This window comes from Mycobacterium sp. (assembly GCF_039583785.1).
Lineage (GTDB): Bacteria > Actinomycetota > Actinomycetes > Mycobacteriales > Mycobacteriaceae > Mycobacterium.
In genome coordinates, this window is record NZ_JAVKSG010000038.1 from 1 (window position 1) to 26,146 (window position 26,146).

Genomic DNA, 26,146 nt, shown 5'->3' on the forward strand with positions numbered 1-26,146 from the left:
AGCGCGTCCCGGAGAGCCGGGTTCACACCGCGCTGGAGGCGTCGCTCAACTGCGAAGTCCGCATTCGCACCGCCTAGCCGCATCAGCAACCCAGGAACTTCAGGATCGCCGGGGCGGCCTGCACCCAGGTGTCAAACATGTTGAAGTGCTTGACGTTACCCGCAGCACGGTCTTCGGACGCACGCTCCCAGGCATCCTCCGGCCAGGGCGGGTCGATGAGCTTGGATCCCGTGATCAAGCAGCTGACCTCCAGCGACGTCCGCTTCGGGTGATCCATGTCGTTCTCGCCGCCACGAATAATCAACGTGGGGACCTTGATTCGATCAAACATCTCGTCTTCGACACCCGGAATCGTCTGCCCGGGCTTGGAGACGAAGGCATTCAGCCAGCGCAGCATCAACTTGAGAAACTCGTCGGGCTCGAAGTCGAGGAAACGCCGCTCGTTGTCCGGGTTCTCGTCGATGCGCTCGCGCCATTCCTGAACCTTGGCCACACCGGCCATACCGGTGCCGCGCACGGCGAGAATGCTCGGCACGATGTAGTACGAGCCGAGCACGAACGTGCCGTAGATACCGCCGACGATGTTCCATACCACCAGCTTCTCCACCATCTCGGGGTAGAGCATGGTGGTCAGCATGGAATCCCTTGCGCCGCCGGATCCGCCGGCTAAGATGCAGCTCTCGAAGCCCAGACCCGTCACCAGCTTGTGCAGGGTCTCGGCGCGCATGTGCGACTCGCTCTGCCCGTAGAACTGCACATCGGACGCGCCGCAGTTGGGCCGGTCCCACAGCAGCACCCGGTAGCCGCCGGCGGCCAGCGCCTCGGCCAGCGGACGCAGTCCGGGGATCTCCTTGCCGAACCGACCACCGGGCGTCAGCGCGATGAGATCGCCGGACTCACCGAGGATTTCGTAGACGACGTTGCCACCGTTCACCTCGATCGACGACACAGATTCTCCTTCTCGGTCAGGCCTGCACTAGGACGTCGTTGCCGACCACGCGCACCGGGTAGGTGCGGATACTCCACTCCGGCTTGACCGCGGTCGTGCCGGTCGCGAGCTCGAAACCCCATTGATGCCAGGGGCAGTAGATGTACTCCTTGTCGCGCACCATCACCGCATCGCCCGGCGCGGTTTCGTCCACGATGGTGCGTCCGCGCAGGCGCCCCGAGCACAGCGGGCCGCCTTGGTGCGGGCAGTAATTGGCGATCGTATAGAAGGTTCCGTTGACGTTGTACACGCCGACGCCATGCCGGCCGATCGGTACCAGTTTGTGCTTGCCCGAGGGGATCTCGTCGACGGTGGCGACGACGTGCTCGCGGCCCTGGGCGAGCCGGGGCTGGGATTGGGGCCGGGCGGATTCTGGCCCTGTTTTTTCGACCGGCAAGTCAGAGCACCCGGACTTGACCCTCGAGGACGGGAACCGTCTCCGGAAGGTGGTACGTCGCAATGCCGTTCTTGTACATCACGGCTTCCCGCGCATACTTGGGCAGGTGCTTGACCAGCCAGCGCGGGTCGTCGAACGTCCAGTGCGGGTAGTCCGAGGAGAACAGCAGGATCTTCTCGCACTCCATCCATTCCAGCGCACGGGTCAGTTCGGTCTTGTCTTCCGGGTAATCCAGCGGCTGCGTGGTGAACTTGATGTGCTCCTTGACGTACTCCGACGGCTTGCGCTTGATGTCCAGCCACGACTTGCGCGCGTCGTAGATCGCGTCCATCCGCCACATCAGCGGCAGGATCCAGCTGAAGGCGTGCTCGACGAACACGATCCGCAGCGTGGGGAAGCGGTCGAAGACGCCGTCGAAGATCAGGCTCATCACCTGGTTGGCGGCCAGCAGTGAGTAGGTGACCATGAAGTCGTGGTTGTAGCTGGGGTAGCCGACCGGCGGCGCCGGTAATTCGTCGAACTGGCTGCGCGACAGGTGGCAGCTCACGGGCATGTCGTGCTTGGTGGCGGCGGCCCAGATCGGGTCGTATTTGGGATTGCCCCACGGCGGCCGCGGCTCGGCCTTGATCAGGATCTGGGCCATATAGGGATGCCCGGCCCACTTCTCGATCTCGCGGACCGACTGTCCGGGCTCCTCGATGGCAGCACAGATCGAGCCGCGCCACCGTTCGTGCCAGTTGTTGTGGCCGTCCAGCCAGTGGTGGGCCTGCCACTCGTTCAGCGCGGCGGCCATCGCGTGCTGCGCCTCGGGTAACCGGGCCGGGTAGGCGCCGGGCTCCAGGATCGCGATGTCAGAACCCGCCTCCATGATCAGCTGCCGGAACGCCATGTCCGGGTCGCTGCAGGCGAATTCGCCGTCCGGCGGGAAGGCGTCGGTCCGCATCGCGTAGCTGTGCGCGTAGTCGGGGGCGTCGTAGTAGATCTGCTCGCCCACGTCACGGGCGCCGAAGTACTTGCTGCGCCACGGCTCGGGGATGTACTGAACGAGCTCGCCGCGCCGCGGCGCGGGGTGGACGTCCGAATCGACGCACCGGACGGCGATGCGTTCGGCAGCCGGAACACGCTCTTGCGAATGGGTCAGCGTCATCTCGATCTCCTCGCTCTCCCTGGGGCTACAACTATTTTGCGACTACATGCTGGCGAGATCGGCCGAAATGTCGATCCCGTAGAGGTTGGCAGCGTTGCGCCAGCACAGCTTCTCCCGCTGCTCTCCGGACAGCGCCTTGGGCAGTGTGTCGATGTCGCCGCATTGCCAGTGCGGATAGCTCGAGCCGAACATCACCATGTCGTCCTTGCCGGTGAAACCGAACCATTCACCGGCGAAGTCGACGTCGCCCGGGCCGTCGAGGCTGCCCTGGACGAAGTAGATGTGCCCGGGCAGGTAGTCGCTGGGGATCTTGGGCGCCCACGGGGTTTGCTCGAGATGCGGCCGGCCGAAGGTGTCCATCCGCCAGATGAACGGCGTGATGAAATCCGCGGCCCCGTCCGCCCAGACGAACTTCAGGCCAGGAAAGCGTTCGAAGACACCCTCGGCGATCATGTTCATCTGGTGATACAGATAGTTCAGCGCCATGAAACTGACGTAGTGCTCGTAGACGCGGGTGTTGCCGTTGGGGGTCGGCGGATTGGCGATACCGGAGCCGACCTCAATGTGCGCTGCCACCGGAAGGCCCGCGTCGGCCGCGGCTTCCCACAGCGGCCAGAATTGCGGCTTGCCGTAAACCTCCCGGGACTGTAGCGGGACGCCGATCTGGACGACGCGCGGATGCGATCGCCACTTCGCGATCTCTTTGCACGCGCCGGCGATGTCGTCGGGGTTCACCCGGATGGTGCCGCGGAACCGGTCACCGAACTGGCTGTGCTCCAACCACTTCGACACCATCATCTCGTTGTGGGCGGCGTGCAGGGCGCTGCCGAGATGGCGGTCCGGCATGATGCCGCGCCCCATCGGATGCAGCACCGCGATATCCACACCGCGATTCGAGAAGAGTTCATTGCCAACGAATTCCGGGTCCGAGCCGGGGTACTGGCGTTCCGTTCCCCGGGTCTTGGGCGCGTACTCGCCGCCCGGTGCGCCGTACCAATCCATCTCGTAGTCCGGGAAGCCGCGACTCGTGAACGGCTCGCGGAGAGTCGAGCGCAGTTCTTTGTTGGACGAGAAGAAGATGTGCACGCTGGCGTCGATCAGCGGCGTGCGCGTCCCGTCCGGGTGCTCGATCACCTGAACCACCCTTCGTGGATCGGCTGACTGATAGCCAAACTAACATCCCCGTTCACCGCTATTCAACGGGTTTCCGGTAAGCGTTTCGATTATTCATCGCACCTGATAGCGGCCACAATCGGACAACATTGATGTAAGCATGTTCTTTATCAGCGATAATATCATTCTCGGGCTTTGAAGTCACCGACAGTGACGCCGGCGGCCCGCTCGATCGGTGTGATCGCCGACGTGCAATCCGAGTCGGTGCCCTCGTCGTTCAGCGTGGTCTCCCGGCGTCGCGCGACGAGTCGATCCAGGGCGTCGCCGCGGGCGTGAAGACAGCTTCACGCTCGGCCGCGGGCGTGAAGACAGCTTCACGCTCGGATGTGAGCTCCTCTGGCTGAAATTGGCGCAGCCGTCGATGGTGCGTCGACTGAGCTAAGGAGTCGGCCGGATGCTGCTGGAATTCGAGGCCGATCAGCGACTCTGGCAGGAAACCGTGCATGACGCCGTCGGCAAACAGTGCCCGCCGGCACTGGTCCGGCGCGTGGCGGAGGACGGCGTGGGCCCGGCCCCGGTGTGGAAGGCCTACGTCGAACACGGCTGGACCCAGATGAGCGACCCCGAGAACGCCGTCGAACTGGCGATCGTCCTCGAAGAGCTGGGACGCGCCACCGACCCCACCCCGTTCTTGGCCACCATGACCCAGTTCGCGCCGTTGGCCGGGGACCGGTTCGACCCGCAGGCCTGCGGCACCGGGCGCCATGTGCTGGACGGTGATCGCGCGGAATGGCTGGCGGTCGTCACCGACGCCGCGCTCCACGTCGCGCTGATGGGTATGGCGATGACGATGGTCGTTGCGTGCCAACGCATTCTGGACCTGGTCCTCGACCACGTGCGCAGCCGTCAGCAGTTCGGGGTGCCGATCGGATCGTTCCAGGCGGTCCAGCACAAGGCGGCCGATATGCACGTCGCGATCGAGCGTGCGCGCGCGGGCCTACTACTCGGCGTTGACCATCGCCGGGAACGACCCGCGCCGTCGGCTGGCCGCCGCGATGGCCAAAGCCGTTGCGGGCGAATGCCAGTCGATGGTGTTCCGGCACGGCCTGCAACTGTTCGGCGCGATGGGCTTCACCTGGGAGAATGATCTGCAGTTCGTGCTGAAGCGGGCCAACGCCGGCGAGCTCATGCTCGGCGGAACCGCCGAGCACCGCGCGAGGATTACCGAGGAGTACCGTGCAGCTCACCTTTGATCCAGACGTCGAGGCGTTCCGCGCAGCGTTCGTCGCGTTCCTGGACGAACACCTGCCCGCCGCGGCGGCTGAGGCACTGGAGCGGCCAAAGTCGGTGTCGCGGTGGCCGCAATGCCACCGTCCTGCAGCAGTACGTGTACCTGGAAGAGCTCTGCAAGCGACGGATCTAGCACAGCTTCAACCGGCAGGGCGTCAACATCATTGCCGCGTCGCTGCGGACCAAGGCGGTGCGCGACGGCGACCACTTCGTGGTCAACGGCCAGAAGGTGTGGACGTCCGGCGCGCACGACGCCGACGTGCTGCTGACCTTCGTGCGCACCGACCCAGATGCGCCGAAACATAAGGGAATCAGCGCACTGGTGATATCCACCGATACGCCCGGCGTGACGCGCCGACCTGTTCGACAACGTCATCACCGACTTCCATCCGGCGAACGCACTCGAGCGTGACCACTACGCCGCCGCGATCATGGACCGGCAGGCGCTGCGCCTGCTCGGATCCGAGGCCGAGCGGCAGGCATCCGAAAACGCCCTGTCCACAGCCGGATCCGACGGGTTGCTGCACCCGGCGCTAGAACAGGACGAGACTGAACGGCCAACTGGCGGTCCCGCCTGGCCCGTCACCGCAGCTCTTGTCGAAGGTGGATGTCACCGAACCGGTCAGCGAGGTCGCGTCCCAGGTGTAGACGTCGTGCGAGGGCAGGAAGTAGACCGTGCAGCGCACGCCGTCGGGCACGTCGACGGTCATCGTGTACTGGTTGTTCACCAGATGTGCGACGGAGTACCAGGGCGTTGCTTGCCCGTTGGGCCTGGGCTGGGCCTGGTCCTGCACGCAATCAGGGGGATGACCAGGTTCGCATGGCCGAAGAGCCCACAGCCACGAGTGACCCGGGTCGCGCGGTGACTCCACTTCGTAGTTGCCGTATTGCATGTGGGCGTGGGCCACTGGAGCCACTGTCACTGCTGCTGCCATCAGGGGAATGCTCAGCGCCAACGACTTCACGTCATGCACCTTCCGCTCGTCGGCTGAATATAAGCCAATTTTCCGTCGATAACCGCGGTTTCCTTGCGTTCGGTGATGGGCAGGGCCAGTTCCTGCTCGTCGCAGATCTTCTGAAGCTTCTCCAGCGTTTCGTCCAGGCCGGCGCCCAGTCGCTGGCCCGGGGTGAAGGTGGCCGGCAGGTTCCGCATGCCCTGGATGACGCCGATGGTCTCGTAGTGCACGGTGCCCTCGGGGTCACAGACGTAGTCGGGCATCCGATCGAGCACCGCGGTGAGCATGGATTTGAACACCGTCCGCGCGACGTTGGATCCGATGCAGCGATGCACGCCGAGGCCGAAGCTGAAGTGCCGGTTGCCTTTACGGTCCATGATGATCTTGTTCGGATCGTGGAACACCGACGGGTCGCGGTTGGCCATCGCCCAGGAAATCCACAACCGCTCGCCCTCTTTGAACTGCGTCCCTTCGAGTTCCACGTCGTCGGAGAAGGTGCGGCCGTCGCCCGGGGCCGGCGTGTAATACCGCAGGAATTCTTCGGTGGCCGAGTCGAGCAGGGTGGCGCGCTCGCGGCTCAGCCGTTCGCGCTCATCGGGATGCTGGGACAGCCATTCCATCGAGTGCGCGGTCAACGCGGTGGTGGTGTCGAAGCCGCCGCCGATCACCAGACCGAGATTACCCATGATCTCCAGGTCGGGTGCGGGTTCGCCGTCGATTCGCATCGCGATGAGCCCGTTGACAATTCCCGGCCGCGGGTTCTCCTTGATCTCGACCATGTTGGTCAGCAGATCCAGGCCCATCTGGCGGTGCATGGCGACGATCTTGTCGATGTCGGGGGAGTGCTCCGGGGTGTACACCGAGGCGTGCGCCGGTTCGCTGTAGATCGCCCAGTTCTTCAGCGGGATGCCCAGCATGGCCAGGGTCAGTACGGCGGGCACGATGTTGGCAAGGTCGTCGACGAAGTCGATGCGTCCTAATTCGATCTTCTCGTCGAGACAGGCGCGGGTCACCTCGTCGATGAACGGCACCCAGCGCTTGACCGCCGCCGGCGACAGGTAGGGGTTGAGCACGGTGCGGTAGATGCGATGCTCGGGCTCGTCCATCTCCAGGATCCCGCCGCGCACACCGCTAGCGCGTTTGGCCTTGGGAATCGAAATCCCCTGGTACCCGCGACGTTCACTATTGATGTCGTGATCGTTGGAGACGGCCGGGCAGCGGGCGAGCTCGAACACCGCGCTGCTGCCGCCGGCCACCCAGTGGCCGTCGTAGGTGTCGGTCCATGCGACCGGACACCGCTGGTGGATCTCTGCGGTGATCGTCTCGAACTGCGTGCGGTATTCGGGTGTGTGCCGGTCGAAGTGGTACCGGTTCTTCTTGCGGTCGATGTCGTCGTCGACGCTCATGAAGCTCTCCGTATGGTCTGGTGCCGACCCGCTTCGCACGGCGACGCCGCACTAGCGATCGGCGCCGATCAAGATGGCTTGTTCCGGGCAGGAATGGGCCGCTTCGCGCACGGCGTCTTCGTGTTCGGCCGGAACGTTTTCCGACACGGCCGACGCGTGACCTTCGATGTCGTCGAGCTCGAATGACTCGGGCGCGATCATCGAGCACAGCGTGTGCCCCTGGCAACGGTCGGAATCAACCCGAACTTTCATCGATGTCCCTTACCCGCGCCCGTCACGAACGCGACCTTGCCTGCCACCCGGCCCTGCGCTTCTCTCACCACTTCTCCTTTTGAGTCGAAACGTGTTCGCTGGTCAAGTGTTTCGGCCACCGTTGACGCCCAGGATCTGGCCGGTGATGTAGCCGGCCTCCTCGGACACCAAAAAGGCGCAGGCCGCGGCGATGTCTTCGGGCTTGCCGATCCGGCGCACAGGCGTTGCGGCGATGGTCTTTTCGATGTCGCCCAGATTGCCGCGCTGCTCGGCGTTGCGCAGCATCGGGGTGTCGATAAAGCCCGGCGGCACCGCGTTGACCGTGATGCCGTTGGGGCCGTACTCCAGGGCCAGCGATTTGGTCAGCCCGTTGACCGCGGACTTGGCCGCAACGTAGTGCGCCATGAAGGGTGCGCCAGAGTGCGTGCTGGACGAGGAGATGTTGACGATTCGTCCCCAGTTGGCGTCAAGCATGTCGGGCAGCACGGCCTGGATCATGTGGAAGACCCCGTTGAGGTTGACGTCAATCAGGCGCTGCCAGTCGGCGAACTCGATGTGCGCGAACCGCTTGAACCCGTCCAGCCCGGCCGCGTTGACCAGAACGGTGATCGGCCCGGCCTCCTCGCGGATGCCCGCCAGTGCCGCGTCGATCTGCCCGCGGTCGGTGACATCAGCAGTGAACGCGAGTTCGGTGTCGGGCGGTTTGAGGTCGACAGTCGCGACCCGGTAGCCGTCTGCGCGGAGTCGCTGCACGACGGCGAGGCCGATTCCGGAGCCGCCGCCGGTGACAACAGCCGTTCTCACGGGGTCACCGCGACAGGGACCGTGGCGTACACAAAGAATCTCCCTTCCGAATGTGAGAACCCTACTCTCACGCTGTGGCCGCGTGCAAGACGGCTCAGAAACCGCAATTAGCCTGCAATGATGCGGTAAATAGCGAACGCCTGAGTCGGTTACGAGTATGGCAGTCTCGTTTCTCCCGTTTGGTTGAATTGCCGTTCTCGGAATGTAAGATTCGCCCAAGATGAGAATGGAATTATCCAACGCTGTCGAGGAGACCGAATGCCGCCGCAGGACCGCGCCGCGACGATGCAGAACGCTTCGCGTTCTGCGCAGGAGCGGGGCAGCCAGACGACTACCGCCACCTTGGGCGACAGCCCATCGACGGACCGCGGGCCTGATCGGCGGCTGCTGATCGATGGTCAGCTCGTCACCACGAGCCGGGTGTTCGCCTCCGTCAACCCCGCCACCGGCCAGGTCATCGGTCACGCCCCCGACGCCGGCATCGAGGAAGCGCAGCGGGCCATCGCGGCCGCGCGACGCGCCTTCGACACCACCACCACCTGGTCGACCGATGCGGAGTTTCGGGCCCGCTGCCTGGACCAACTACACCAGGCCCTGCTCGATCACGCCGAGGAGCTACGCGAGCTGACCATCGCCGAGGTTGGCGCGACCCGGACCCTCACCCACGGCGCCCAACTGGACGAGCCGATCAAGATCGTCCGCTACTACGCCGACGTCCTGCGCAGCTACCCGATGACCGAGGAACTCGGCGACATCGAATCGCGCGGGATGCGGCACCGGCGCTGGGTGGAGAAGGAAGCCGCCGGGGTGGTGGGCGCGATCATCGCCTACAACTACCCGAACCAACTGGCGCTGGCGAAGTTGCCGCCGGCGCTTGCAGCCGGATGCACGGTGATCCTCAAGGGCGCTCCGGACACCCCGTTGGTCACATTGGCGCTGGGCGAGCTGATCGCCAACCACACCGATATCCCGCCCGGCGTGGTCAACGTGCTCAGCTCGTCGGATGCCGCTGTCGGAGAAGCCCTGACCACCAGCGCGGGAGTCGACGTCATCACCTTCACCGGGTCGACCCCGGTCGGACGCCGCATCATGGCGGCGGCCAGCGCGACCGTCAAGCGGGTCTTCCTCGAACTCGGTGGCAAGTCGGCGGCGATCGTGCTCGACGACGCCGACTTGGTCAACGCCAGCATGTTCGCGGCCTTCTCGATGGTCACCCACGCCGGGCAGGGCTGTGCGCTGGCATCGCGGCTGCTGGTGCCCCGCACGCAGCACGACGAGATCGTCGAGTTGGTCGCGCAGAACTTCGCCAAGGTGCGTCACGGCGACCCGGCCGACCCGAAGACCTACATGGGCCCGCTGATCAACGAGCGTCAGCGCGACAAGGTCGACGGCATGGTGCAGCGCGCGATCGCCGACGGCGCCACCCTGGTCACCGGCGGCAAACGACTCGACCCCGGCTTCTTCTATGCGCCCACGCTTTTGACCGACGTCGACCCCGACAGCGAGATCGCGCAGCAGGAGATCTTCGGCCCGGTGCTGGCCGTCATCGCGTTCGACGACGACGACGACGCCGTGCGCATCGCCAACAACTCCATCTACGGCCTGGCCGGCGCGGTGTTCAGCGCCGATCAAGATCGCGCCCTGGCGGTCGCCCGCCGGATCCGCACCGGATCGTTTTCGATCAACGGCGGCAACTACTTCAGCGCCGACGCGCCGTTCGGTGGCTTCAAGCAGTCCGGTGTCGGCCGCGAGATGGGTGTGGCGGGCTTGGAGGAATTCCTGGAGCGCAAGACCTTTGCCGCGCCTGCCCGGGGTGTCGCGTGATGGCGGCGCCGCTGGAAGGCATCCGCGTCCTCGAAGTCGCGATGTATGGGTTCGTCCCGTCGGCGGGTGCGGTGCTGGCCGAGTGGGGCGCCGACGTCATCAAGGTCGAGCACGCGGTCACCGGCGATCCGCAGCGTGGCCTGCGGCAGACCGGCATGCTGAAGGTCGAGGGCGATCCGAACCCGAACATCGAACACGCCAACCGGTGTAAGCGCAGCCTCGGGCTGGACATGTCGGTGCCCGAGGGCAAAGAGGTGCTCTACGAATTGGCGCAGCGCTCGGACGTGTTCTTGACCAGCTTCCTGCCCGGACACCGCAGGAAATTCGGCATCGACGTCGGCGACATCCGGGCGGTCAACCCGACGATCATCTACGCCCGCGGTAGCGCGCTGGGCCCGCGTGGCGCGGAATCGGAAAAGGGCGGCTACGACATGACGGCGTTCTGGTGCCGCGCCGGAACCGCCGCCACCATCACCCCGCCCGGGACCGCAGGCATGGTCGGCCCGCCCGGTCCTGCCTACGGCGACACCATCTCCGGCACCAACCTCGCCGGCGGCATCGCAGCGGCGTTGTTCAAGCGGGAGCGCACCGGGCAGCCCTCGGTCGTCGACGTCTCGCTGCTGGGCAGCGGGCTGTGGTCGCTGGGCCACACGGTGGCCTTGACCAGGCATCTGGGCCAGCGGATGGAGGCCTTTCCGCCCGGCGTGCACGGCTCTCCGGTCAATCCGTTGGTGGGGCTGTATGCGACGTCGGACGGCCGCTACATCTCGTTCGTGATGATGCAGGCCAACAAGTTCTGGGCGGACGTCTGCCGGCACATCGACCAACCCGAACTGGCCGACAATCCGCGGTTCGACAGCGCCGAGAAGATCGCCGCCAACACCGCCGAGGCCGTGCAGATCCTTTCCAAGGCGATCGCAACACGCAGCCTGGCGGAATGGAGCGAACGCTTCGCCACCCTCGCCGGGCCGTGGGCGCCGGTGCAGGACACCTTGCAGGCCGCCGGCGACGCTCAGGTTCGGGCCAATGAATATGTCGTGCAGGCAGGCGAACTCGAACTGGTCGCCAACCCGGTGCAGTTCGACGTGACCGCACCGGTCTCGGGACCCGCGCCCGGGTTCGCCGAACAGACCGACGACATCTTGGCCGAGCTCGGCCTGGACTGGGACCGCATCATCGAGCTCAAGACTATCGGTGCCGTCACTTAATTCGGAGGTACTTGGGTTGCCAATTTCCACTCCCGGCGCACCCGGCATGGGTGATAATCGCCGGACGCATCTACAAGTGGGGGTCGTCCGGCCCGCCCCGCTCGAGGGCGTGATTTCACGCAAACGATACGGAGGGACGGTGGGCGCCCATGGCGACTAACGGGGCGGAGCGCTGGTCCATCGGGATCAGCATGCCGAATGGTCTCGCCGGCGCAATGCAGGCCGTCGGTGGGCTTTTCGCGATGGGCGCCGACGCGATCAAGTTTGCGTTCCGCCGACCTTTTCAAGCCCGCGAGTTCCTGGAACAGTCCTGGTTTATCGCGCGTGTCGCGCTGGCTCCGACCTTCCTGGTGGCCATTCCGTTCACCGTTTTGATCAGTTTCATCCTCAACATCCTGCTGCGGGAACTCGGTGCCGCGGACCTCAGCGGTGCCGGCGCGGCGTTCGGCGCGGTCACCCAGGTGGGCCCGCTGGTGACGGTGCTGATTGTCGCCGGTGCCGGCGCGACGGCGATGTGCGCGGATCTCGGCTCGCGCACCATCCGTGAAGAGATCGACGCGATGGAAGTGCTCGGCATCAACCCGGTGCAGCGGTTGGTGACACCGCGGATGCTGGCCGCCGGGCTGGTCGCCCTGCTGCTCAACAGTCTGGTGGTCATCATCGGAATCGTTGGCGGGTACGTGTTCTCGGTGTTCGTGCAAGACGTCAACCCCGGCGCGTTCGCCGCTGGAATCACCTTGCTCACTGGGGTGCCCGAGGTGATCATCTCGTGCGTTAAGGCCGCACTTTTCGGCCTGATCGCAGGACTGGTGGCGTGCTACCGCGGGCTGACGGTGTCTGGCGGCGGCGCAAAAGCAGTCGGCAATGCCGTCAACGAGACGGTGGTGTACGCCTTCATGGCGCTGTTCGTTGTCAACGTGGTCGTCACGGCGATCGGCATCCGATTCACCACAAAGTGATCGGGGAGATGCTGTGACGGTGGTCAAGACGTTGAGAGCCACCTACCCGCGGACCTTTCGGGTCTTCGGTTCCTGGCGCAGGCCCGTCGGCGTTTTGGTCTCGATTGGTGACCACACCGTGTTCTACGGCAAGGCGTTGGCCGGCATACCCTTCGCGGTCACCCGCTACCGGCGCGAGATCATCCGGCTTATCGCCGAAATCAGCATGGGAGCGGGAACATTGGCGATGATCGGCGGAACCGTCGTCATCGTCGGATTCCTGACGCTGGCCGCCGGTGGCACGCTCGCGGTGCAGGGCTACAGCTCGCTGGGCAACATCGGCATCGAAGCCCTCACCGGATTCTTGGCGGCCTTCATCAACGTCCGTATCGCGGCACCGGTCGTCGCGGGAATCGGTTTGGCGGCCACTTTCGGTGCCGGCGTGACCGCGCAACTGGGTGCCATGCGGATCAGCGAAGAGATCGATGCGCTGGAATCGATGGCGATCCGGCCGATCTCCTATCTGGTCAGCACCAGAATCATCGCGGGCATGCTCGCCATCACTCCGCTGTACAGCATCGCCGTCATATTGTCCTTCCTGGCAAGCCAATTCACCACCGTTGTGTTGTTCGGCCAGTCGGGCGGCCTGTACGACCACTACTTCGACACCTTCCTGAACCCGATCGACCTGCTGTGGTCGTTCCTGCAGGCGGTGCTGATGGCCCTCGCCGTCTTACTCCTGCACACGTACTACGGATATTTCGCATCGGGCGGGCCCGAGGGCGTCGGGGTCGCAACCGGCAATGCGGTACGCACGTCGCTGATCGTCGTGGTGTCGGTAACGCTGCTGGTCTCGCTGTCGATCTACGGCTCAAACGGAAACTTCAACCTCTCGGGATAGGGAACACAGCCAATGCCCCACAACGGGATACGCGCATTGACGGGTCTGATATCCGTCGCGGTTCTCGCCGCGATCGTCGCCGTCTCCGTGGGCTTGTTCAAGGGCAGCTTCAGCAAAAGCGTTGCAGTGACGGTGCTTACTCCTCGGGTCGGCCTGGTGATGAACCCGGACGCGAAAGTCAAGATGCGCGGTGTGCAGGTGGGCAAGGTTGCCTCGATCGATGCGCTGCCCGATGGTCAGGCCGTACTGCACTTGGCGATGTATCCCTCCGAGATGCACTTGATTCCGGCCAATGTGCTCGTCGACCTCACGTCGCCAACGGTGTTCGGCGCCAAGTTCGTCGAGCTGGTGTCCCCGGCGGAACCGTCAGCGCGATCCCTGCACGCCGGTCAGGTGCTCGACAGCAAACACGTGACGGTCGAGGTCAACACGGTGTTCAAGCAGCTGACCGCGGTGCTGGGCACGCTCGACCCGGCGAAGCTCAACGAAACCCTCGGGGCTGTCTCGCAGGCTCTCAGCGGCCGTGGCGAAAAGATCGGTCAGGCGTTCAGCGACCTCGACTCGTTCCTGGCGAAGTTCGAACCGACCATTCCCGCGTTGAGCCATGACATCGCGATGTCGGTGCCGGTGTTCCGAGCCTATGGCGATGCGTCGGCGGATCTGGTGAAAACTGTTGACAACTCGGTGAAGATCAGTAAGACGATCGTCGACGAGCAACGCAACCTCGACGCGTTACTGGTCAGCGCGATCGGTCTGGCCGACATCGGCAATGACGTGCTGGGCGCCAACCGCAAGGGGTTGACGAACGTCTTCCATCTGCTGGCGCCGACCACCGATCTGCTCAACGAGTACGCTCCGGCGTTGACCTGTGCCTTCGCCGGCGATGCGGTTATAGCCAAGGGGCCGGTATTGCCGGAACCGAGCATCGCGATCTCGACCAGTCTCACGTTCGGTGCCGAACGCTATCGGTACCCGGCCAACTTGCCCAAGGTGGCGGCGACGGGCGGCCCGCACTGCATGAAGCTTCCCCAAATTCCTTTCAACAGCACGGCCAAGGTTCTCATCGCGGATACCGGCTCCAACCCGGTGGTGTACGGCAATCCGCAATTGCTGATCAACTTCGATGGCCTCAAACAACTGTTGTACGGGCCGATTGACGGACCACCGCGCAATCCCGCGCAGGTCGGACAACAGGGATGAGGGGCGCACTGGGCCCCACGCTGGTCAAGTTCGGTGTCTTTGCCGTCGTGATGTCGGTGCTGACCTTGTTCTTGTTCTTCACTTTCGGTCAGTACCGCACCGGTGCGGTTAACGGCTATTCGGCGCTGTTCAACGATGCGTCACGCCTGAAAGCCGGGGATTCAGTGCGGATCGCCGGCGTCCGGGTTGGCACCGTCAACGGTGTTGCCCTGCAACCGGACAAGAAGGTCGTGGTGAAATTCGACGCTGACCGCTCGATCGTGCTGACCGACGGCACCAAGGCGGCGGTTCGCTACCTCAACCTGGTCGGTGATCGGTACCTCGAGTTGCTCGACGGGCCGGGGTCGGCCAAGCGGCTGCCGGTCGGCGGGCAGATCAACGTCAGTCATACCGCGCCGGCGCTTGACCTCGATCTGCTGCTCGGCGGACTGAAACCGCTTATCCACGGGCTGAATCCGCGCGATGTCAATGCGCTCTCGTCAGCGCTGTTGGAAGTGTTCCAGGGTGAGGGCGGCACCTTGCAATCGCTGTTCGCCAAGTCGACGTCATTTACCAATGCGTTGGCCGACAACGACCAGACCATCGAGCATCTGATCGACAACCTGAACGTCGTGGCGGCGACCCTGAACAAGGACGGCGGCCACTTCTCCGGGGCAATCGATCGCCTCGAGAAGCTGGTCACCGGACTGGCGAACGACCGCGACACCTTCGGTCCGGCCATCGACGCGTTGAGCAACGGCACCACCACGCTGGCGGACCTGCTGGGCAAAGCACGGCCACCGCTGTCCGGCACTGTAGAACAGCTCCGTCGACTGGCCCCGAACCTCGACAACGACAAGGACCGCCTCGATGCCGCGCTGCAGAAGGCGCCCCGGAACTATCGCAAGCTGGTCCGCCTCGGCGTCTTCGGCGCCACCATCCCTTACTTCCTCTGCCAAATCACGCTCCGCGGCACCGATCTGTCGGGCAAGACCGTGATAGCTCCCTTCTTCAGGTCCGATGAGCAGCGGTGCGAGGAACCGGAACCGGAGGATCACTGATGCTGAAATACCGCGGAACCGGGCTGATCAAAGCCGGATTCATCGGCGCCGTCCTGATCGGGATGCTCATTGTGGTGGGCTTGTCGCCCGATCGGATTGTGGCGTTGGCAACCGACGTCCGCTACCAGGCGATGTTCTCCGAAGCCGGCGGGCTTGCCACCGGCAACGCCGTCACGGTGTCGGGAATCAAAGTCGGCACGGTGTCGGATGTGTCGTTGCACAACGGCGATGCTCTGGTCACGTTCACCATGAGGGGCAGCGTTCCGCTCGGCAAAGACACCAGCGCGCACATTCGCACCGGCACGCTGCTGGGTGAACGGGTGCTGACCCTGGAGTCGTCCGGCGCCGGCACGATGCATCCGTTGGATGTCATCCCGATCTCCCGCACCTCGTCGCCGTATTCACTGACCGAAGCGGTCAGTGACTTCACCGCCTACGCCGACCAGACGAACACCGCGACCCTGAACCAGTCGCTCGACACGTTGTCGGCAACGCTCAACCAGATCGCCCCACAGTTGGGACCTACCTTCGACGGGGTCAGCCGGTTGTCGAAAAGCCTCAATAACCGCAACACGAGCCTGGCCGACCTGTTCAAGAGTGCCAGCGCTGTGACCGGGATCCTGTCCGAACGCAGCCAACAGGTCAACAAGCTCATTCTCAACTCCGACGATCTGCTGCAGGTCTTGGCGGGGCGCCGGCAGGAGATCGTTCAACTGCTGGCGGCTACGTCGAACGTGTCCAAGCAGTTGTCCGGACTGGTGCACGACAACGAAAGCAAGTTGGCGCCGGCGTTGCAGAAGCTGAATTCGGTGACTTCGGTGCTGGAAAAGAACCGCGACAACGTCGAGAAAGCACTACCGGGCCTCGCGAAATTCGAGATCACGGTGGGTGAGGCCATCTCCAGTATGTATGCCTACTCGGCGTTCGTTCCCAACTTCCTTGTCCCACAACTGTTCCAGCCCTTCCTGGATTACCTTTGGGGATTCCGCACCTTCGACACCAATAAAGGTCCGGGCTTCCCGTCGACGGTCCCGCGGTCGCTGATCCCGTTCCCGTACAACGGTGCTCCGGCGTGCCCCGGCTGTACCTTGGGCGGACGGATCGGGGGACCGCAATGAGCCCGCGAATTCCGCGTAACCGGATGGCGGGCGTGCTTGCGCTGGTGCTGGCGGGCCTTCTCGTTGCCGGTGCGGCCTTCGTGGTCCGACAGATCTTCTTCGGTCCGAAGACCATCACGGCCTACTTCACCGCGGCTACCGCGATCTATCCTGGCGACCAGGTGCGGGTCGCGGGTGTCAAAGTCGGCACCATCACATCCATTGAGCCGCAGGGCACAAAGGCGAAGATGACCCTGCACGTCGACCACGACGTGCCTATTCCGGCGGACGCGAAAGCGGTGATCGTCACCCAGAACCTGGTGGCCGCCCGCTACGTGGAGCTCACGCCCTCCTACCGGACCAGCGGCCCAGTCATGGCCGACGGTGCGGTGATACCGCTCGAGCGCACCGCCGTTCCGGTGGAGTGGGATGAGGTCAAGACCCAATTGATGCGGTTGGCAACGGATCTGGGCCCGAACGCCAAGGTGTCGACACCGTCGATATCGCGGTTCATCGACAGCGCCGCCAACGCACTAGAGGGTGGTAACGGCGAGAAGTTGCGCCAGACGCTCACCCAACTGTCCGGGGTGGCGCGGACCATCGCGAATGGCAGCGGCGACATCGTCGGCATCATCAAGAACCTGCAGATCTTCGTCACCGCGCTGCGCGACAGCAACATTCAAATGGTGCAGTTCAACAACCGGTTGGCCACGCTCACCAGCGTGGTCAACGACAGCAAATCCGATCTGGACGCGGCGCTGACCGACCTCTCGACCGCAGTAGGCGAGGTGCAGCGATTCATCGCCGGAACCCGAGACGAGGCGAGTGAGCAGATCGATCGATTGGGCAAGGCCATCCAGCCTCTCGTCGATCAGCACCTAGCTCTGGAGAACATTCTGCACGGCGCGCCCACCGCGCTCAGTAACTTCTTCAACGACTACAACGCCGACACCGGAACCATCGTGGGCGGATTCGGGATCATGGACTTCGCCAATCCCGTTCAGTCCGGTTTGATAGCCCCGGTGCCGATACCCGGGTGCGGACAAGTCCAGGCGATCGAGAACGTCACGTCAACAGAATCCGGCAAGCTGTGCTCGCTGTTCCTCGGCCCCGGTTTGCGCGTGCTGAACTTCAACAGCCTGCCGATCCCGATCAATCCGTTCATTCAGAAGTCGGTCGATCCGGCCAATGTCGAGTACACCGAAGCGCGCCTGGCACCCGGCGGCGCGGGCCCGAAGCCTGGACCGCCCGAAATCCCGCCCGCGGTGTCGACCTACACCGGGCTCAACGGTGACTCGGTGGTACCCGGGCCGGCGCCGTCGGTGCCGCTGCCCCGGATACCGGGCGCGGCGATGCCGGAGCCGCCACCGCCGTCGACAGTGGAGGCCCCGCCGCCACCGGCGCCGAGCCTGCCGGGCATGCTGCTCCCAGCCGAAGGCCCACGACCGTGACCGCCCGGATGGCCCTGCGGCGAGTGCTCGCCATTGGCGGCTGCGTGATCCTGACGGGCACCGGTTGCGCCTTCCACGGGCTCAACTCGCTGCCACTGCCCGGCGCGGTAGGACGGGGGCCGGACGCCGACATCTATCACGTCGAATTGGCGAATGTCATTACCATGGAATCGAATTCACCGGTAATGATTAACGACGTCGTGGTCGGCAGCGTAGGCCCGATGACGGTGAAAGACTGGCACGCGGACGTCCAGATCTCGGTCAAGCACGATCTCGTCATCCCCGCGAACGTGGAAGCCAGCATCGGTCAGACCAGTCTGTTGGGATCCATGCACCTGGAGCTCAACCCGCCTCTGGGGCAGGCCGGCGTGGGCCGGCTGCGGCCGGGCGCCACCATCCCGCTGAGTCGATCGTCGACTTATCCCTCGACCGAGCAAACCCTGTCGTCGCTGGCGCTCGTCGTCAACGGTGGAGGACTCGGGCAGATCGGGGAAATCATCCACAATTTCAGCGCCGCGCTGTCCGGGCGTGGCGGCGCCGTCCGCGACTTGATCAACCGCTTCGACACGTTCGTCGGGACACTCGACCAACAACGCGACAACATCGTCTCGTCCATCCAGGCACTGGATCAGATAGGCGGCACCTTCGCGGCGCAGCGCGAGGTGATCACCCAAGCGCTGCGTACGCTACCGCCTGCGTTTGACGTGTTGATCAAGGAGCGGCCACGCCTGACGGCCGCTCTGGACGGCCTGCGAAAGTTCAGCAACACGGCTAACGGGCTGATCAACGACACTCAGGCCGACTTGGTGAGAAATCTGAAGAACCTGGAGCCGACCGTCAAGGGGCTCGCCGACGTCGGACCGGACATTGATACGGCGCTCGCGGCATTGTCGGTCTTCCCGTTCACCCAGAACTTCGTCGAACGCGCCGTTCGAGGCGACTATTTCAACCTGCACGTCCAGTTTGATCTTTCGATTCCACGGCTCAAGCGGAGCCTGTTCCTCGGGACACACTTCGGACAGCTCGGCGAGCAGCAGATACCCGCGCCGGGGGATCCGCCCTACCTGCTGTACACCCGTGATCCATTGCACGGGGGTTTCGGACCGCCGCCTGGTGCACAGGCGCCGCCGCCACCCGGCCCGCCGGCCCCGGGGCTGGCGGCACCGAATGCTGCACCCCCACCGGGGATTTCGCCGACGGAGGGGGGCAGGTAGATGCTGACGCGCTTCGTCCGGATTCAGCTGCTGATTTTCACGATCATCGGGTTCGTCGGCGTGATCGCGATGGCCCTGTTCTACATTCAGTTGCCGACCCTGCTCGGTATCGGTCGGATGACCGTCACCCTCGAACTGCCGGCGACCGGTGGTCTGTATCGGTTCTCCAACGTGACCTACCGCGGAGTGCAGGTCGGCAAGGTCACTGCGGTGTCGCTCACCGCGAAGGGCGCCAAAGCAACGTTGTCGCTGGGTACTTCGCCAAAGATCCCGGCGGACCTGCACGCTGACGTGCTGAGCGTCTCCGCGGTAGGCGAGCAGTATGTGGACTTGCGGCCACGCACAGATTCGGGGCCGTATCTGCACGACGGATCTGTTATTGCCATGCATGACACCACGATTCCGCAAGCGGTCGGACCGATGCTCGACCAGGTGAGCGCCTTGGTGAAGAGCCTTCCCAAGAACAAGATCGGTCAATTGCTCGACGAGTCCTTCCAGGCCTTCAACGGGGCCGGATACGATTTGGGGTCGCTGACCGATGCGGCGTCGCGAATCTCGGCCGACTCCAACAACATTGTCGAGCGCACCCGCGCCCTCACCGAAGACTCACAGCCGCTGCTGAACGCGCAGGCGCAGACGACGGACTCGATCCGGACGTGGGCGCACAGCCTGGCCGGGATCTCAGATGTGCTGGCAGGCGATGATTCCCGGGTTCGCACGGTGTTGCAGAGCGGTCCCGGGGCGCTGGACGAGGCGTCGCGGCTCTTCGCGCAGATCAAGCCGACGTTGCCGGTGTTGCTTGCCAACCTGACCACGATCGGGCAGATCGGCATCACCTACCACCCTTCGCTTGAACAGCTGCTGGTGCTGCTGCCGGCGTCGGTTGCCTACGAGCAAACGGCGCAGCCGCAGAACTGGCCCGACGGTCAGGCCAGGGGTGACTTCGCGCTCACGGTTGACGATCCGCCCATTTGCACGGTCGGCTTCCTGCCGCCCAGCCAATGGCGATCGCCGTCCGATACCAGCGACATCGATACGCCAGACGGGTTGTATTGCAAACTGCCGCAGGATTCGCCGCTCGCGGTTCGCGGCGCCCGCAACTATCCGTGCATGGGGCACCCCGGAAAGCGCGCGCCCACCGTCGAGATCTGCAACAGCGACAAGCCGTACATGCCGTTGGCGATGCGCCAGCATGTGCTCGGCCCGTCTCCGCTGGACCCGAACCTGCTTGCCCAGGGCATACCGCCCGACGACCGGGTCACCGCCGACAAGAGAATATTCGGCCCGGTCGAGGGAACGCCGCTGCCGCTGGGGGCAATCCCGCGCGGAGCGCCCGCGGGGCCGCGGGGAGCGACTCCACCACCGGGCACGATGGGCGCGGCCACACCGCCGTTGCCGTCGTCGGGCAACATGTCGACTCAGGCGGGAGATTTTCCGTCGATAGCGCCACTCGATGTACCGCCACCGCCGGCTGCCGTGCACCGGCCGCCCGCGCCTCCGAAGCCACCGGCCGTGATCGATGGAGGGCGACCGCAGGCGGCCCCAAGTTCGTTCGAAGGCAGCCCAACTGAGCCCGTCCCGCCGGTCGCGGTGGCCTCGTACGACCCGCGGACCGGTCGCTATCTCACTTCGGACGGGAAGTTCTTACAGCAGTCGGATCTGGCAACCTCGACGGCGCCCAAGAAGTGGCAAGACCTGCTTCCGACGTAGCGCTTATCGATCGACTGCCAGTCAGCCGATCTTGTCCAGCCGCATCGGCAGTTCTATGGAGAGCCAGTGGTTTTGCCCGCAGGCGCCGCTCGGGCCGATTGTCTTGTTCTTGCCGGCCAGTATCGGCGATCCGAGTTTTGTGTCACCGCTGCCGTCGGGATCAGTGGGATAGAAGGAGAAAATCTGTTTTCCAGTGAATGCGGTGCCGTCTTGGCAACGCTCCCAGTTCGGTATCTCATGTCTGGCGTACCACAAGGCCCCGTCGCGCATGTACATGCGGGCGCTCCAGCCCTCGTCGCTTTTCAGCGTGCCGTCGCATTCCTGGAAGCTGGTGCAGGTGGAGTTCAGCGTCCAGATTTGTACGGTCGTGGGCTCGCCGTTGTATTGATCGTTGATCTTGGCCCAGTTGCCGATTGACGTGACGCGGTAAGTGCCGTTGATCGCGACGTCTTCCTTCGTGTAAGCCCGGGCCGGGGTCGCCGGACCCACAAAGCCGATCGCACTGGTAGCCAACAGCATTGCTGCGGCGGCAGTTCCAAACAGACGCATCGTCCACTCCTCGACGCGCTCAATCCGACCAAGGTTTACGGCACCGGTAGCGGCGTTCACGTCCGCTGAGAATAACACCGCCGGGCACCCCCGGATACGGTTCGAGCGAGATGGTGACGGCGGTCAGACCACCGGATCGAACTTCGAGATCAACCACGAACCCCTGACTTTGGTGAGCGTTATCCGCACGCCGCTCGGGGTGATCAGCGGTTGGGGTTTGTCTTTGCTGACGGTGCTCTCGTTGAGGAAAACCAGCACCACGGCCGAGTTCGGCTGCAGTTCTGACACCGCGGCTCGGACTACCGTCGCGGTCTGCGCGAGCTGCTTGTTCTGCACGGCGGGCACGACGAAGTCTTTGGTGAATTTGTCGTAGTAGGCCAAGAAATCCCCGGTGAGATGTGATCTCGCCCTGGCGAAGTCACGATCCATGCTGTCGCTCGAATAGGACAGCGTCGCAACCGCACCGGCTGAGGCAGCTTGGATGGCACCCCGGGCCGCGGCGTCGTCGATCTGTCGATCCGGACGGTATTGCAGGACGTACAAGCACGCAGTCAGTCCCACTGCCGCAGTGACCGAAGCCGTCAAGAGCAGTGCGCCCCAGTGGTCCAGCAGGCGGGTGGCCAACCGGGCGATTACGTCCACGCGGTCCGGGCGCGATGTGTCGACGGAGGGAGTCGAGGTGTCGGTGTCATCCGAGTGGTCCTCGACGGTGGCCGGGCCATCGTCGACTGGCGGTTCCGACTCGGAACTCATTGGACGAACTCAAGTTTCGACATCTTGAGCCGATCCCCGTCCCGATCGATATTGACACTGATTCGCCAAATTACCGGTGGCCGCGGGGACTTGTCGGCGTTGACGGTGTCGGACTTCGCCACCACCAGTACGACTGCCGAATTGCCGGTCATCGACTCGACCGCGACGTCTTGCACGGTGGCCTTTGTGGTGACCTGCGCATCTCGGGCATTTGTGACCATGTAGCTCGACGTCGCTTCCAGCTGGCTCTTCAGTGCACCCGTGGCGTCGTCGATGGTGTGCTGGAGATTCTCTGCCGCGTGCGCGGGATCGATCGACATCAGCGTTGCGACTTCCTCCCGTGCAGCTGCGGCGAACTCCTGCGCGTGCTGCCGGCGCTGCACGAGTGTGCGGTGCTGCCAGACGATGTAACCGCTGGCCGCCAACGAAGCGCAGAGGATCACCACTGCGGCGCCGACGCCTACGGCTTTGCGGGTAGGGCGACGGAATCGCCACGGCCACCGAGGCCTCCGTCGCCAACGAGCCGGCGTGAGCGCGCCGTCGTCGCCGTCGTCGGTCGCGTCGGATTCATCGCCGGCATCGGACTCCGCCGCCCAGCGCAATTCGGCCGCCCGGGCTCGTGCGGCTTCGGCGCGTTGCACGGCTCGGGCGAGCTCTTCTTCGGCTGCCGCGAGCGAATCTGGAGCTTCTGGAGCTTCTGCGGGCGATGGGTCGCGGTCGGAGTCCGTCACCGGTCTAGGGCTCGTTCCGGACTACACACGGAGAATCACGTTATCACCCCAAAATTGCTGGCTGGACGCGCTGTCGGGGCGCACACCAGTCAGCTGTGGCGATGCGCGCACGATCATCTCCGAAGAAGAGAATTTTCTTATCGCCCGTGTAAAACTATGACGGTGCGTTTCATCGTGGCGGTGATGGCTGCGCTGATCGGAGTCGGCGCGTTGACGGTGCCGACGGCTGCCGCGGGGCCGACTGTCTGCGACTATCCGGCCTGCACCCCCGGTATCGCCCCGAACATGGTTCTGGGCGCCCCGTGCGACAACACCACCTACTACGCGTTCGGGGTATCCGGCGGTTACGTGCCCGCGACGCAACCCGGGCGGTTGATGTTCTGCGGCTCACCGCGGCGATACCAGCCGAGATGGTTCCGCTCACCGCCGATGGCGGGCATCAAGGACGAGAACACCGACTGTCACCTGTTCTTGAACTACGTCGCGCAGGCGCCCGACGGACTGTTCCTGATCTGCATCGCGCAAGCGGGACACTCCTTCTGGACCCGCGCCGACACCTGAGTCACTGCGTCGCAAAGGCGTTGCGCGCCAACGCCCAACGCGGGCACACCGCCAGTGTCCGGGGGTGCGCGCGGCTACCCGTCGTCACCGGATAGTCAGTGCAGCGGCGCCAGCGCGGGCCGCGGCGTGAACGTCAGGTGCAGATCGGACAGCCCGCGCAGGATGTAGGTCGGCTCGAAGGTGTAGCGCCGCTCCTCGGCCGGCCCGTGCTGGGTCTCGCTGATACAGATGTGGGACATCCGATCGAGGATCCGCTCGATCGAGACGCGGCCCTCGACGCGGGCCAGCGGTGCGCCCGGGCAGGAGTGCACGCCGCGGGCGAAAGCCAAGTGTTCGCGGACGTTTTTGCGGTCGATCTGGAATTCGTGCGGGTTGTCGAACCTGCGCGGGTCGCGGTTGGCGGCGCCGGGCAGCACCATCACTACGGTGCCGGCCGGAATGTCCACGCCGCCAACGGTGGTCGACCGCAGGGCCAGCCGGGAGTCGCTCTTGACCGGGCTTTCCATCCGCAGCGATTCCTCGATGAAGCCCGGAATCAGGCTGCGGTCGTCGCGTAACCTCTGCTGGATCTCCGGCCGGTCGCCGAGGGCCTGCAGCGCCGCCGAGAGCAGCTTCGCGGTGGTCTCCTGGCCGGCGGCGAAAAGGAATGTGGCCGAACGGCTTACCTCGATCACCTCCGGTGTGGACCCGTCGGGGTACAGCGCCGTCGCCAGCGAGGTCAGCACGTCGTCGCGCGGGGAGCTGCGCCGGTCTTCGATGTAGGAACAGAACTTGTCGTCGAGCCACTCCAGCGGGTTGACGCCGACCGACTCGTGATCCAGCGCCCCCACCCGCGCACCGGGACGGTCGGCGCCCAGCACCGAGCGGAACTGGGTGTGGTCTTCTTCGGGGACACCGAGCAGATCGGCAATCACCAAGGTGGCGAACGGCTTGGAGTATTCAGCGATGAACTCGCACTCGCCGTTGCCGAGGAACTCGTCGAGCTGGCGATCGGCCAGCCGCCACATGAACTCCTCGTTCTCCTTCAGCCGTCTCGGGGTGAGCAATCGGCTCAGGATCGAGCGTGCTTTGGTGTGGTCCGGCGGATCCATGGTGACCATGTGCTCGAACATCGGGAACTGACTGCGGTGTGCTTCGACCAACGCACTGAGGTCGGCGCAGTCCACCTCGAAGGGCAGCGGCGGAAAGGGCCCGCCCAGCGCAACGCAGTTGGAGAACGTCTCGGGGTCCTTGTAGACCGCGTTGGCTTCCTCCCAACCGGTCACCGCGACGACGTTGTGGTGGGGGAGCCGTTGCACCGGGTTCTGGCCGCGCAGATAGTCGAAGTAGGGGTGCGGGTCGGGAACCAGCGACGGGTCGGTGAAGAAGTCGATCGTGTCGTAGGTGCTCATGGTGTGACGCGCCTCCCGAGGCTGGGGTTCAACCGTGATGTGCGGGCGACGAAAAGTGCTGCCGCCCTCGGCACATTTGCGGAACGTGCTGAGCATCTGCTTAGCACGGCGCTGATGTCGTGGTCAAGGCGAGAGCCTGGCTCGACGCTACGATCTCCCATGTTCAGCGAATATTCGGCGAGAGTGGGGAACCACGGCATGACTTCGGCCCGCAGGATCGGTGCCCCGGACGCGAAGAACCGCGGGGTGCTGCTCGACGCCGCCGAGCAGTTGATGCTCGAAGAGGGTTATGCCGCAGTGACTTCGCGCCGGGTCGCCGAAAAGGCGGAACTCAAGCCGCAACTGGTGCACTACTACTTCCGCACCATGGACGAGTTGTTCTTGGCGGCGTTTCGCCGCCGCGCCGAAGAAGGGCTTGTGGTGCAGGCGCAGATGTTGCTGGCGCCGCAGCCGTTGTGGGCGCTGTGGCGGTTCAGCACCGATCCGGCGGCCACCGCGATCACCATGGAGTTCATCGCGCTGGCCAACCATCGAAAGGCGCTGAAGGCCGAGATCGCCTTGTACGCCGAGCGCTTTCGCGAAGAGCAGCGTAAAGCGCTGTCGACGATTCTCGATCGTTACGGTGTCGACCCGGCGAAGTTCCCGCCGCTGGTGTGGTCGGTGCTGATGACCAGCGTGTCCCGCGTCCTGGTGATCGAGCAGGCCCTCGACATGTCCGCCGGCCACCGCGAGACGATCGAGATCGTCGAGAACTACCTCCGCCATCTCGAGGGCGATCCGGACACCTAGTCCGCTCACCAGAGACGCAGCGAGCAGAGCGTGCCCTTGGGGCCGTCGTTGGACTTCACGACCACTCCGTCGACCACCAGCGCGCAATGAAACATCGGCGTGCCGGGCTCGGTACCGGTGCTGACGACAACCATCGCGTAGTCGTTGGGGTCGGTGAGCAGCACCGGAGGCGACGTCCACGGGTGGCCCGGTCCGATGTCGGCTTGAATGTTGGGGGTGTACTGGTACGGGTTGTGGCTGTAATCGGAATACTTCGGCGGCTGCTGATCCAGGTAGTAGATGTCGGCCCAGATCGGGTTCGCCGCCGTGATGACGTAGCGGACGTTGTGCATGACTGGGTCGTCGGCCCGCGCCGGGGTGGCGGTTCCGATTGCCGCCATCGCGGCCAGTGTCATGCCCAACATAGCTTTACCGATGGTTGTCATGCGCACCTCCG

At 64.6% G+C, this 26,146-nt stretch carries 26 protein-coding genes and 2 pseudogenes; 15 read left to right on the plus strand and 13 right to left on the minus strand.

From position 1 onward, the window contains the following. Positions 1–82: 82 nt before the first annotated feature. Genes ABDV69_RS12800 through ABDV69_RS12815 form a run of 4 tightly spaced genes read right to left on the minus strand, consistent with a single transcriptional unit; the run spans position 83 to position 3,666 of the window. Positions 83–949, minus strand: a complete 867-nt coding sequence (locus ABDV69_RS12800; RefSeq protein WP_343574855.1) for an alpha/beta hydrolase — start codon at positions 947–949, stop codon at positions 83–85. Positions 950–965: 16 nt separating this feature from the next. Further along, entirely contained in the window at positions 966–1,385 is a 420-nt protein-coding gene (locus tag ABDV69_RS12805) for a Rieske 2Fe-2S domain-containing protein (protein WP_343574858.1), read from the minus strand. Position 1,386: 1 nt separating this feature from the next. Continuing rightward, complete coding sequence (locus ABDV69_RS12810; RefSeq protein ID WP_343574860.1) at positions 1,387–2,532, minus strand: amidohydrolase family protein; 1,146 nt, start codon at positions 2,530–2,532, stop codon at positions 1,387–1,389. A 42-nt stretch (positions 2,533–2,574) separates the two neighbouring features. After that, a complete protein-coding gene (locus ABDV69_RS12815; RefSeq protein WP_343574862.1) occupies positions 2,575–3,666 on the minus strand; it encodes an amidohydrolase family protein in 1,092 nt (363 codons plus the stop codon). A 174-nt stretch (positions 3,667–3,840) separates the two neighbouring features. Here ABDV69_RS12815 and ABDV69_RS12820 point away from each other — a divergent pair, with 174 nt between their 5' ends. The 3 genes and pseudogenes from ABDV69_RS12820 to ABDV69_RS12830 all read left to right on the plus strand — a co-directional run. After that, entirely contained in the window at positions 3,841–3,981 is a 141-nt protein-coding gene (locus ABDV69_RS12820; RefSeq protein ID WP_343574863.1) for a hypothetical protein, read from the plus strand. A 118-nt stretch (positions 3,982–4,099) separates the two neighbouring features. Further along, a pseudogene (locus ABDV69_RS12825) lies at positions 4,100–4,898 on the plus strand (acyl-CoA dehydrogenase family protein). Continuing rightward, positions 4,882–5,465: pseudogene (locus tag ABDV69_RS12830) on the plus strand (acyl-CoA dehydrogenase family protein); the annotation flags it as partial. The pseudogenes ABDV69_RS12825 and ABDV69_RS12830, both read left to right, overlap by 17 nt. Before the next feature lie 3 nt (positions 5,466–5,468). On the opposite strand, the gene ABDV69_RS12835 reads toward ABDV69_RS12830, so the two are convergent. The 4 genes from ABDV69_RS12835 to ABDV69_RS12850 all read right to left on the minus strand — a co-directional run bounded on the left by ABDV69_RS12835 (position 5,469) and on the right by ABDV69_RS12850 (position 8,353). Beyond that, positions 5,469–5,870 (minus strand): hypothetical protein, encoded by a 402-nt coding sequence (locus tag ABDV69_RS12835; RefSeq protein WP_343574928.1) that lies wholly within the window; start codon positions 5,868–5,870, stop codon positions 5,469–5,471. 26 nt (positions 5,871–5,896) lie between these two features. Beyond that, positions 5,897–7,297: a cytochrome P450 gene (locus tag ABDV69_RS12840; RefSeq protein ID WP_343574865.1), complete on the minus strand. Its 1,401-nt coding sequence runs from the start codon at positions 7,295–7,297 to the stop codon at positions 5,897–5,899. 51 nt (positions 7,298–7,348) lie between these two features. Beyond that, positions 7,349–7,549: a ferredoxin gene (locus ABDV69_RS12845; protein WP_343574867.1), complete on the minus strand. Its 201-nt coding sequence runs from the start codon at positions 7,547–7,549 to the stop codon at positions 7,349–7,351. A 102-nt stretch (positions 7,550–7,651) separates the two neighbouring features. Beyond that, positions 7,652–8,353: an SDR family NAD(P)-dependent oxidoreductase gene (locus tag ABDV69_RS12850; protein ID WP_343574870.1), complete on the minus strand. Its 702-nt coding sequence runs from the start codon at positions 8,351–8,353 to the stop codon at positions 7,652–7,654. Between the two features lie 258 nt (positions 8,354–8,611). Between ABDV69_RS12850 and ABDV69_RS12855 the strand changes: the two genes are divergently transcribed. From ABDV69_RS12855 to ABDV69_RS12900, 10 genes are all read left to right on the plus strand, one after another. After that, complete coding sequence (locus ABDV69_RS12855; protein ID WP_343574873.1) at positions 8,612–10,177, plus strand: aldehyde dehydrogenase family protein; 1,566 nt, start codon at positions 8,612–8,614, stop codon at positions 10,175–10,177. Further along, on the plus strand, positions 10,177–11,385 hold the full coding sequence (locus tag ABDV69_RS12860; RefSeq protein ID WP_343574876.1) for a CoA transferase: 1,209 nt from the start codon (positions 10,177–10,179) through the stop codon (positions 11,383–11,385). Before ABDV69_RS12855 ends, ABDV69_RS12860 begins: the two co-directional genes overlap by 1 nt. A gap of 149 nt (positions 11,386–11,534) precedes the next feature. After that, positions 11,535–12,344, plus strand: a complete 810-nt coding sequence (locus ABDV69_RS12865) for an ABC transporter permease (protein WP_343574879.1) — start codon at positions 11,535–11,537, stop codon at positions 12,342–12,344. 94 nt (positions 12,345–12,438) lie between these two features. After that, complete coding sequence (locus tag ABDV69_RS12870; RefSeq protein WP_343574930.1) at positions 12,439–13,224, plus strand: ABC transporter permease; 786 nt, start codon at positions 12,439–12,441, stop codon at positions 13,222–13,224. Positions 13,225–13,236: 12 nt separating this feature from the next. Beyond that, positions 13,237–14,424: an MCE family protein gene (locus ABDV69_RS12875; protein ID WP_343574881.1), complete on the plus strand. Its 1,188-nt coding sequence runs from the start codon at positions 13,237–13,239 to the stop codon at positions 14,422–14,424. After that, on the plus strand, positions 14,421–15,464 hold the full coding sequence (locus ABDV69_RS12880) for an MCE family protein (RefSeq protein WP_343574883.1): 1,044 nt from the start codon (positions 14,421–14,423) through the stop codon (positions 15,462–15,464). Before ABDV69_RS12875 ends, ABDV69_RS12880 begins: the two co-directional genes overlap by 4 nt. Continuing rightward, positions 15,464–16,582, plus strand: coding sequence for an MCE family protein (locus ABDV69_RS12885; RefSeq protein ID WP_343574886.1), 1,119 nt, complete (start codon positions 15,464–15,466; stop codon positions 16,580–16,582). The genes ABDV69_RS12880 and ABDV69_RS12885 overlap by 1 nt, the downstream gene beginning before the upstream one ends. Continuing rightward, positions 16,579–18,012: an MCE family protein gene (locus ABDV69_RS12890; RefSeq protein WP_343574889.1), complete on the plus strand. Its 1,434-nt coding sequence runs from the start codon at positions 16,579–16,581 to the stop codon at positions 18,010–18,012. Before ABDV69_RS12885 ends, ABDV69_RS12890 begins: the two co-directional genes overlap by 4 nt. Beyond that, entirely contained in the window at positions 18,009–19,226 is a 1,218-nt protein-coding gene (locus tag ABDV69_RS12895) for an MCE family protein (RefSeq protein WP_343574892.1), read from the plus strand. Before ABDV69_RS12890 ends, ABDV69_RS12895 begins: the two co-directional genes overlap by 4 nt. Continuing rightward, positions 19,227–20,936: an MCE family protein gene (locus ABDV69_RS12900; RefSeq protein ID WP_343574894.1), complete on the plus strand. Its 1,710-nt coding sequence runs from the start codon at positions 19,227–19,229 to the stop codon at positions 20,934–20,936. It begins immediately after the preceding gene. 21 nt (positions 20,937–20,957) lie between these two features. Here the strand turns inward: ABDV69_RS12900 and ABDV69_RS12905 are convergent, their stop codons facing one another. From ABDV69_RS12905 to ABDV69_RS12915, 3 genes are all read right to left on the minus strand, one after another. After that, a complete protein-coding gene (locus ABDV69_RS12905; RefSeq protein WP_343574932.1) occupies positions 20,958–21,485 on the minus strand; it encodes a hypothetical protein in 528 nt (175 codons plus the stop codon). A gap of 123 nt (positions 21,486–21,608) precedes the next feature. Further along, positions 21,609–22,238: a twin-arginine translocation pathway signal gene (locus tag ABDV69_RS12910; RefSeq protein WP_343574896.1), complete on the minus strand. Its 630-nt coding sequence runs from the start codon at positions 22,236–22,238 to the stop codon at positions 21,609–21,611. Continuing rightward, on the minus strand, positions 22,235–22,969 hold the full coding sequence (locus ABDV69_RS12915; protein ID WP_343574899.1) for a hypothetical protein: 735 nt from the start codon (positions 22,967–22,969) through the stop codon (positions 22,235–22,237). The genes ABDV69_RS12910 and ABDV69_RS12915 overlap by 4 nt, the downstream gene beginning before the upstream one ends. A 156-nt stretch (positions 22,970–23,125) precedes the next feature. Between ABDV69_RS12915 and ABDV69_RS12920 the strand changes: the two genes are divergently transcribed. Continuing rightward, complete coding sequence (locus ABDV69_RS12920; RefSeq protein ID WP_343574902.1) at positions 23,126–23,530, plus strand: hypothetical protein; 405 nt, start codon at positions 23,126–23,128, stop codon at positions 23,528–23,530. Positions 23,531–23,625: 95 nt separating this feature from the next. Here the strand turns inward: ABDV69_RS12920 and ABDV69_RS12925 are convergent, their stop codons facing one another. Beyond that, entirely contained in the window at positions 23,626–24,921 is a 1,296-nt protein-coding gene (locus tag ABDV69_RS12925; RefSeq protein ID WP_343574904.1) for a cytochrome P450, read from the minus strand. Positions 24,922–25,119: 198 nt separating this feature from the next. On the opposite strand from ABDV69_RS12925, the gene ABDV69_RS12930 reads away from it, so the two are divergent. Continuing rightward, positions 25,120–25,710 carry a helix-turn-helix domain-containing protein gene (locus ABDV69_RS12930; protein WP_343574906.1) on the plus strand — a complete coding sequence of 197 codons (591 nt, stop codon included), beginning with the start codon at positions 25,120–25,122 and terminating at the stop codon, positions 25,708–25,710. Between the two features lie 5 nt (positions 25,711–25,715). Here the strand turns inward: ABDV69_RS12930 and ABDV69_RS12935 are convergent, their stop codons facing one another. Beyond that, positions 25,716–26,114, minus strand: a complete 399-nt coding sequence (locus tag ABDV69_RS12935; protein WP_343574935.1) for a hypothetical protein — start codon at positions 26,112–26,114, stop codon at positions 25,716–25,718. Positions 26,115–26,146 lie beyond the last annotated feature (32 nt).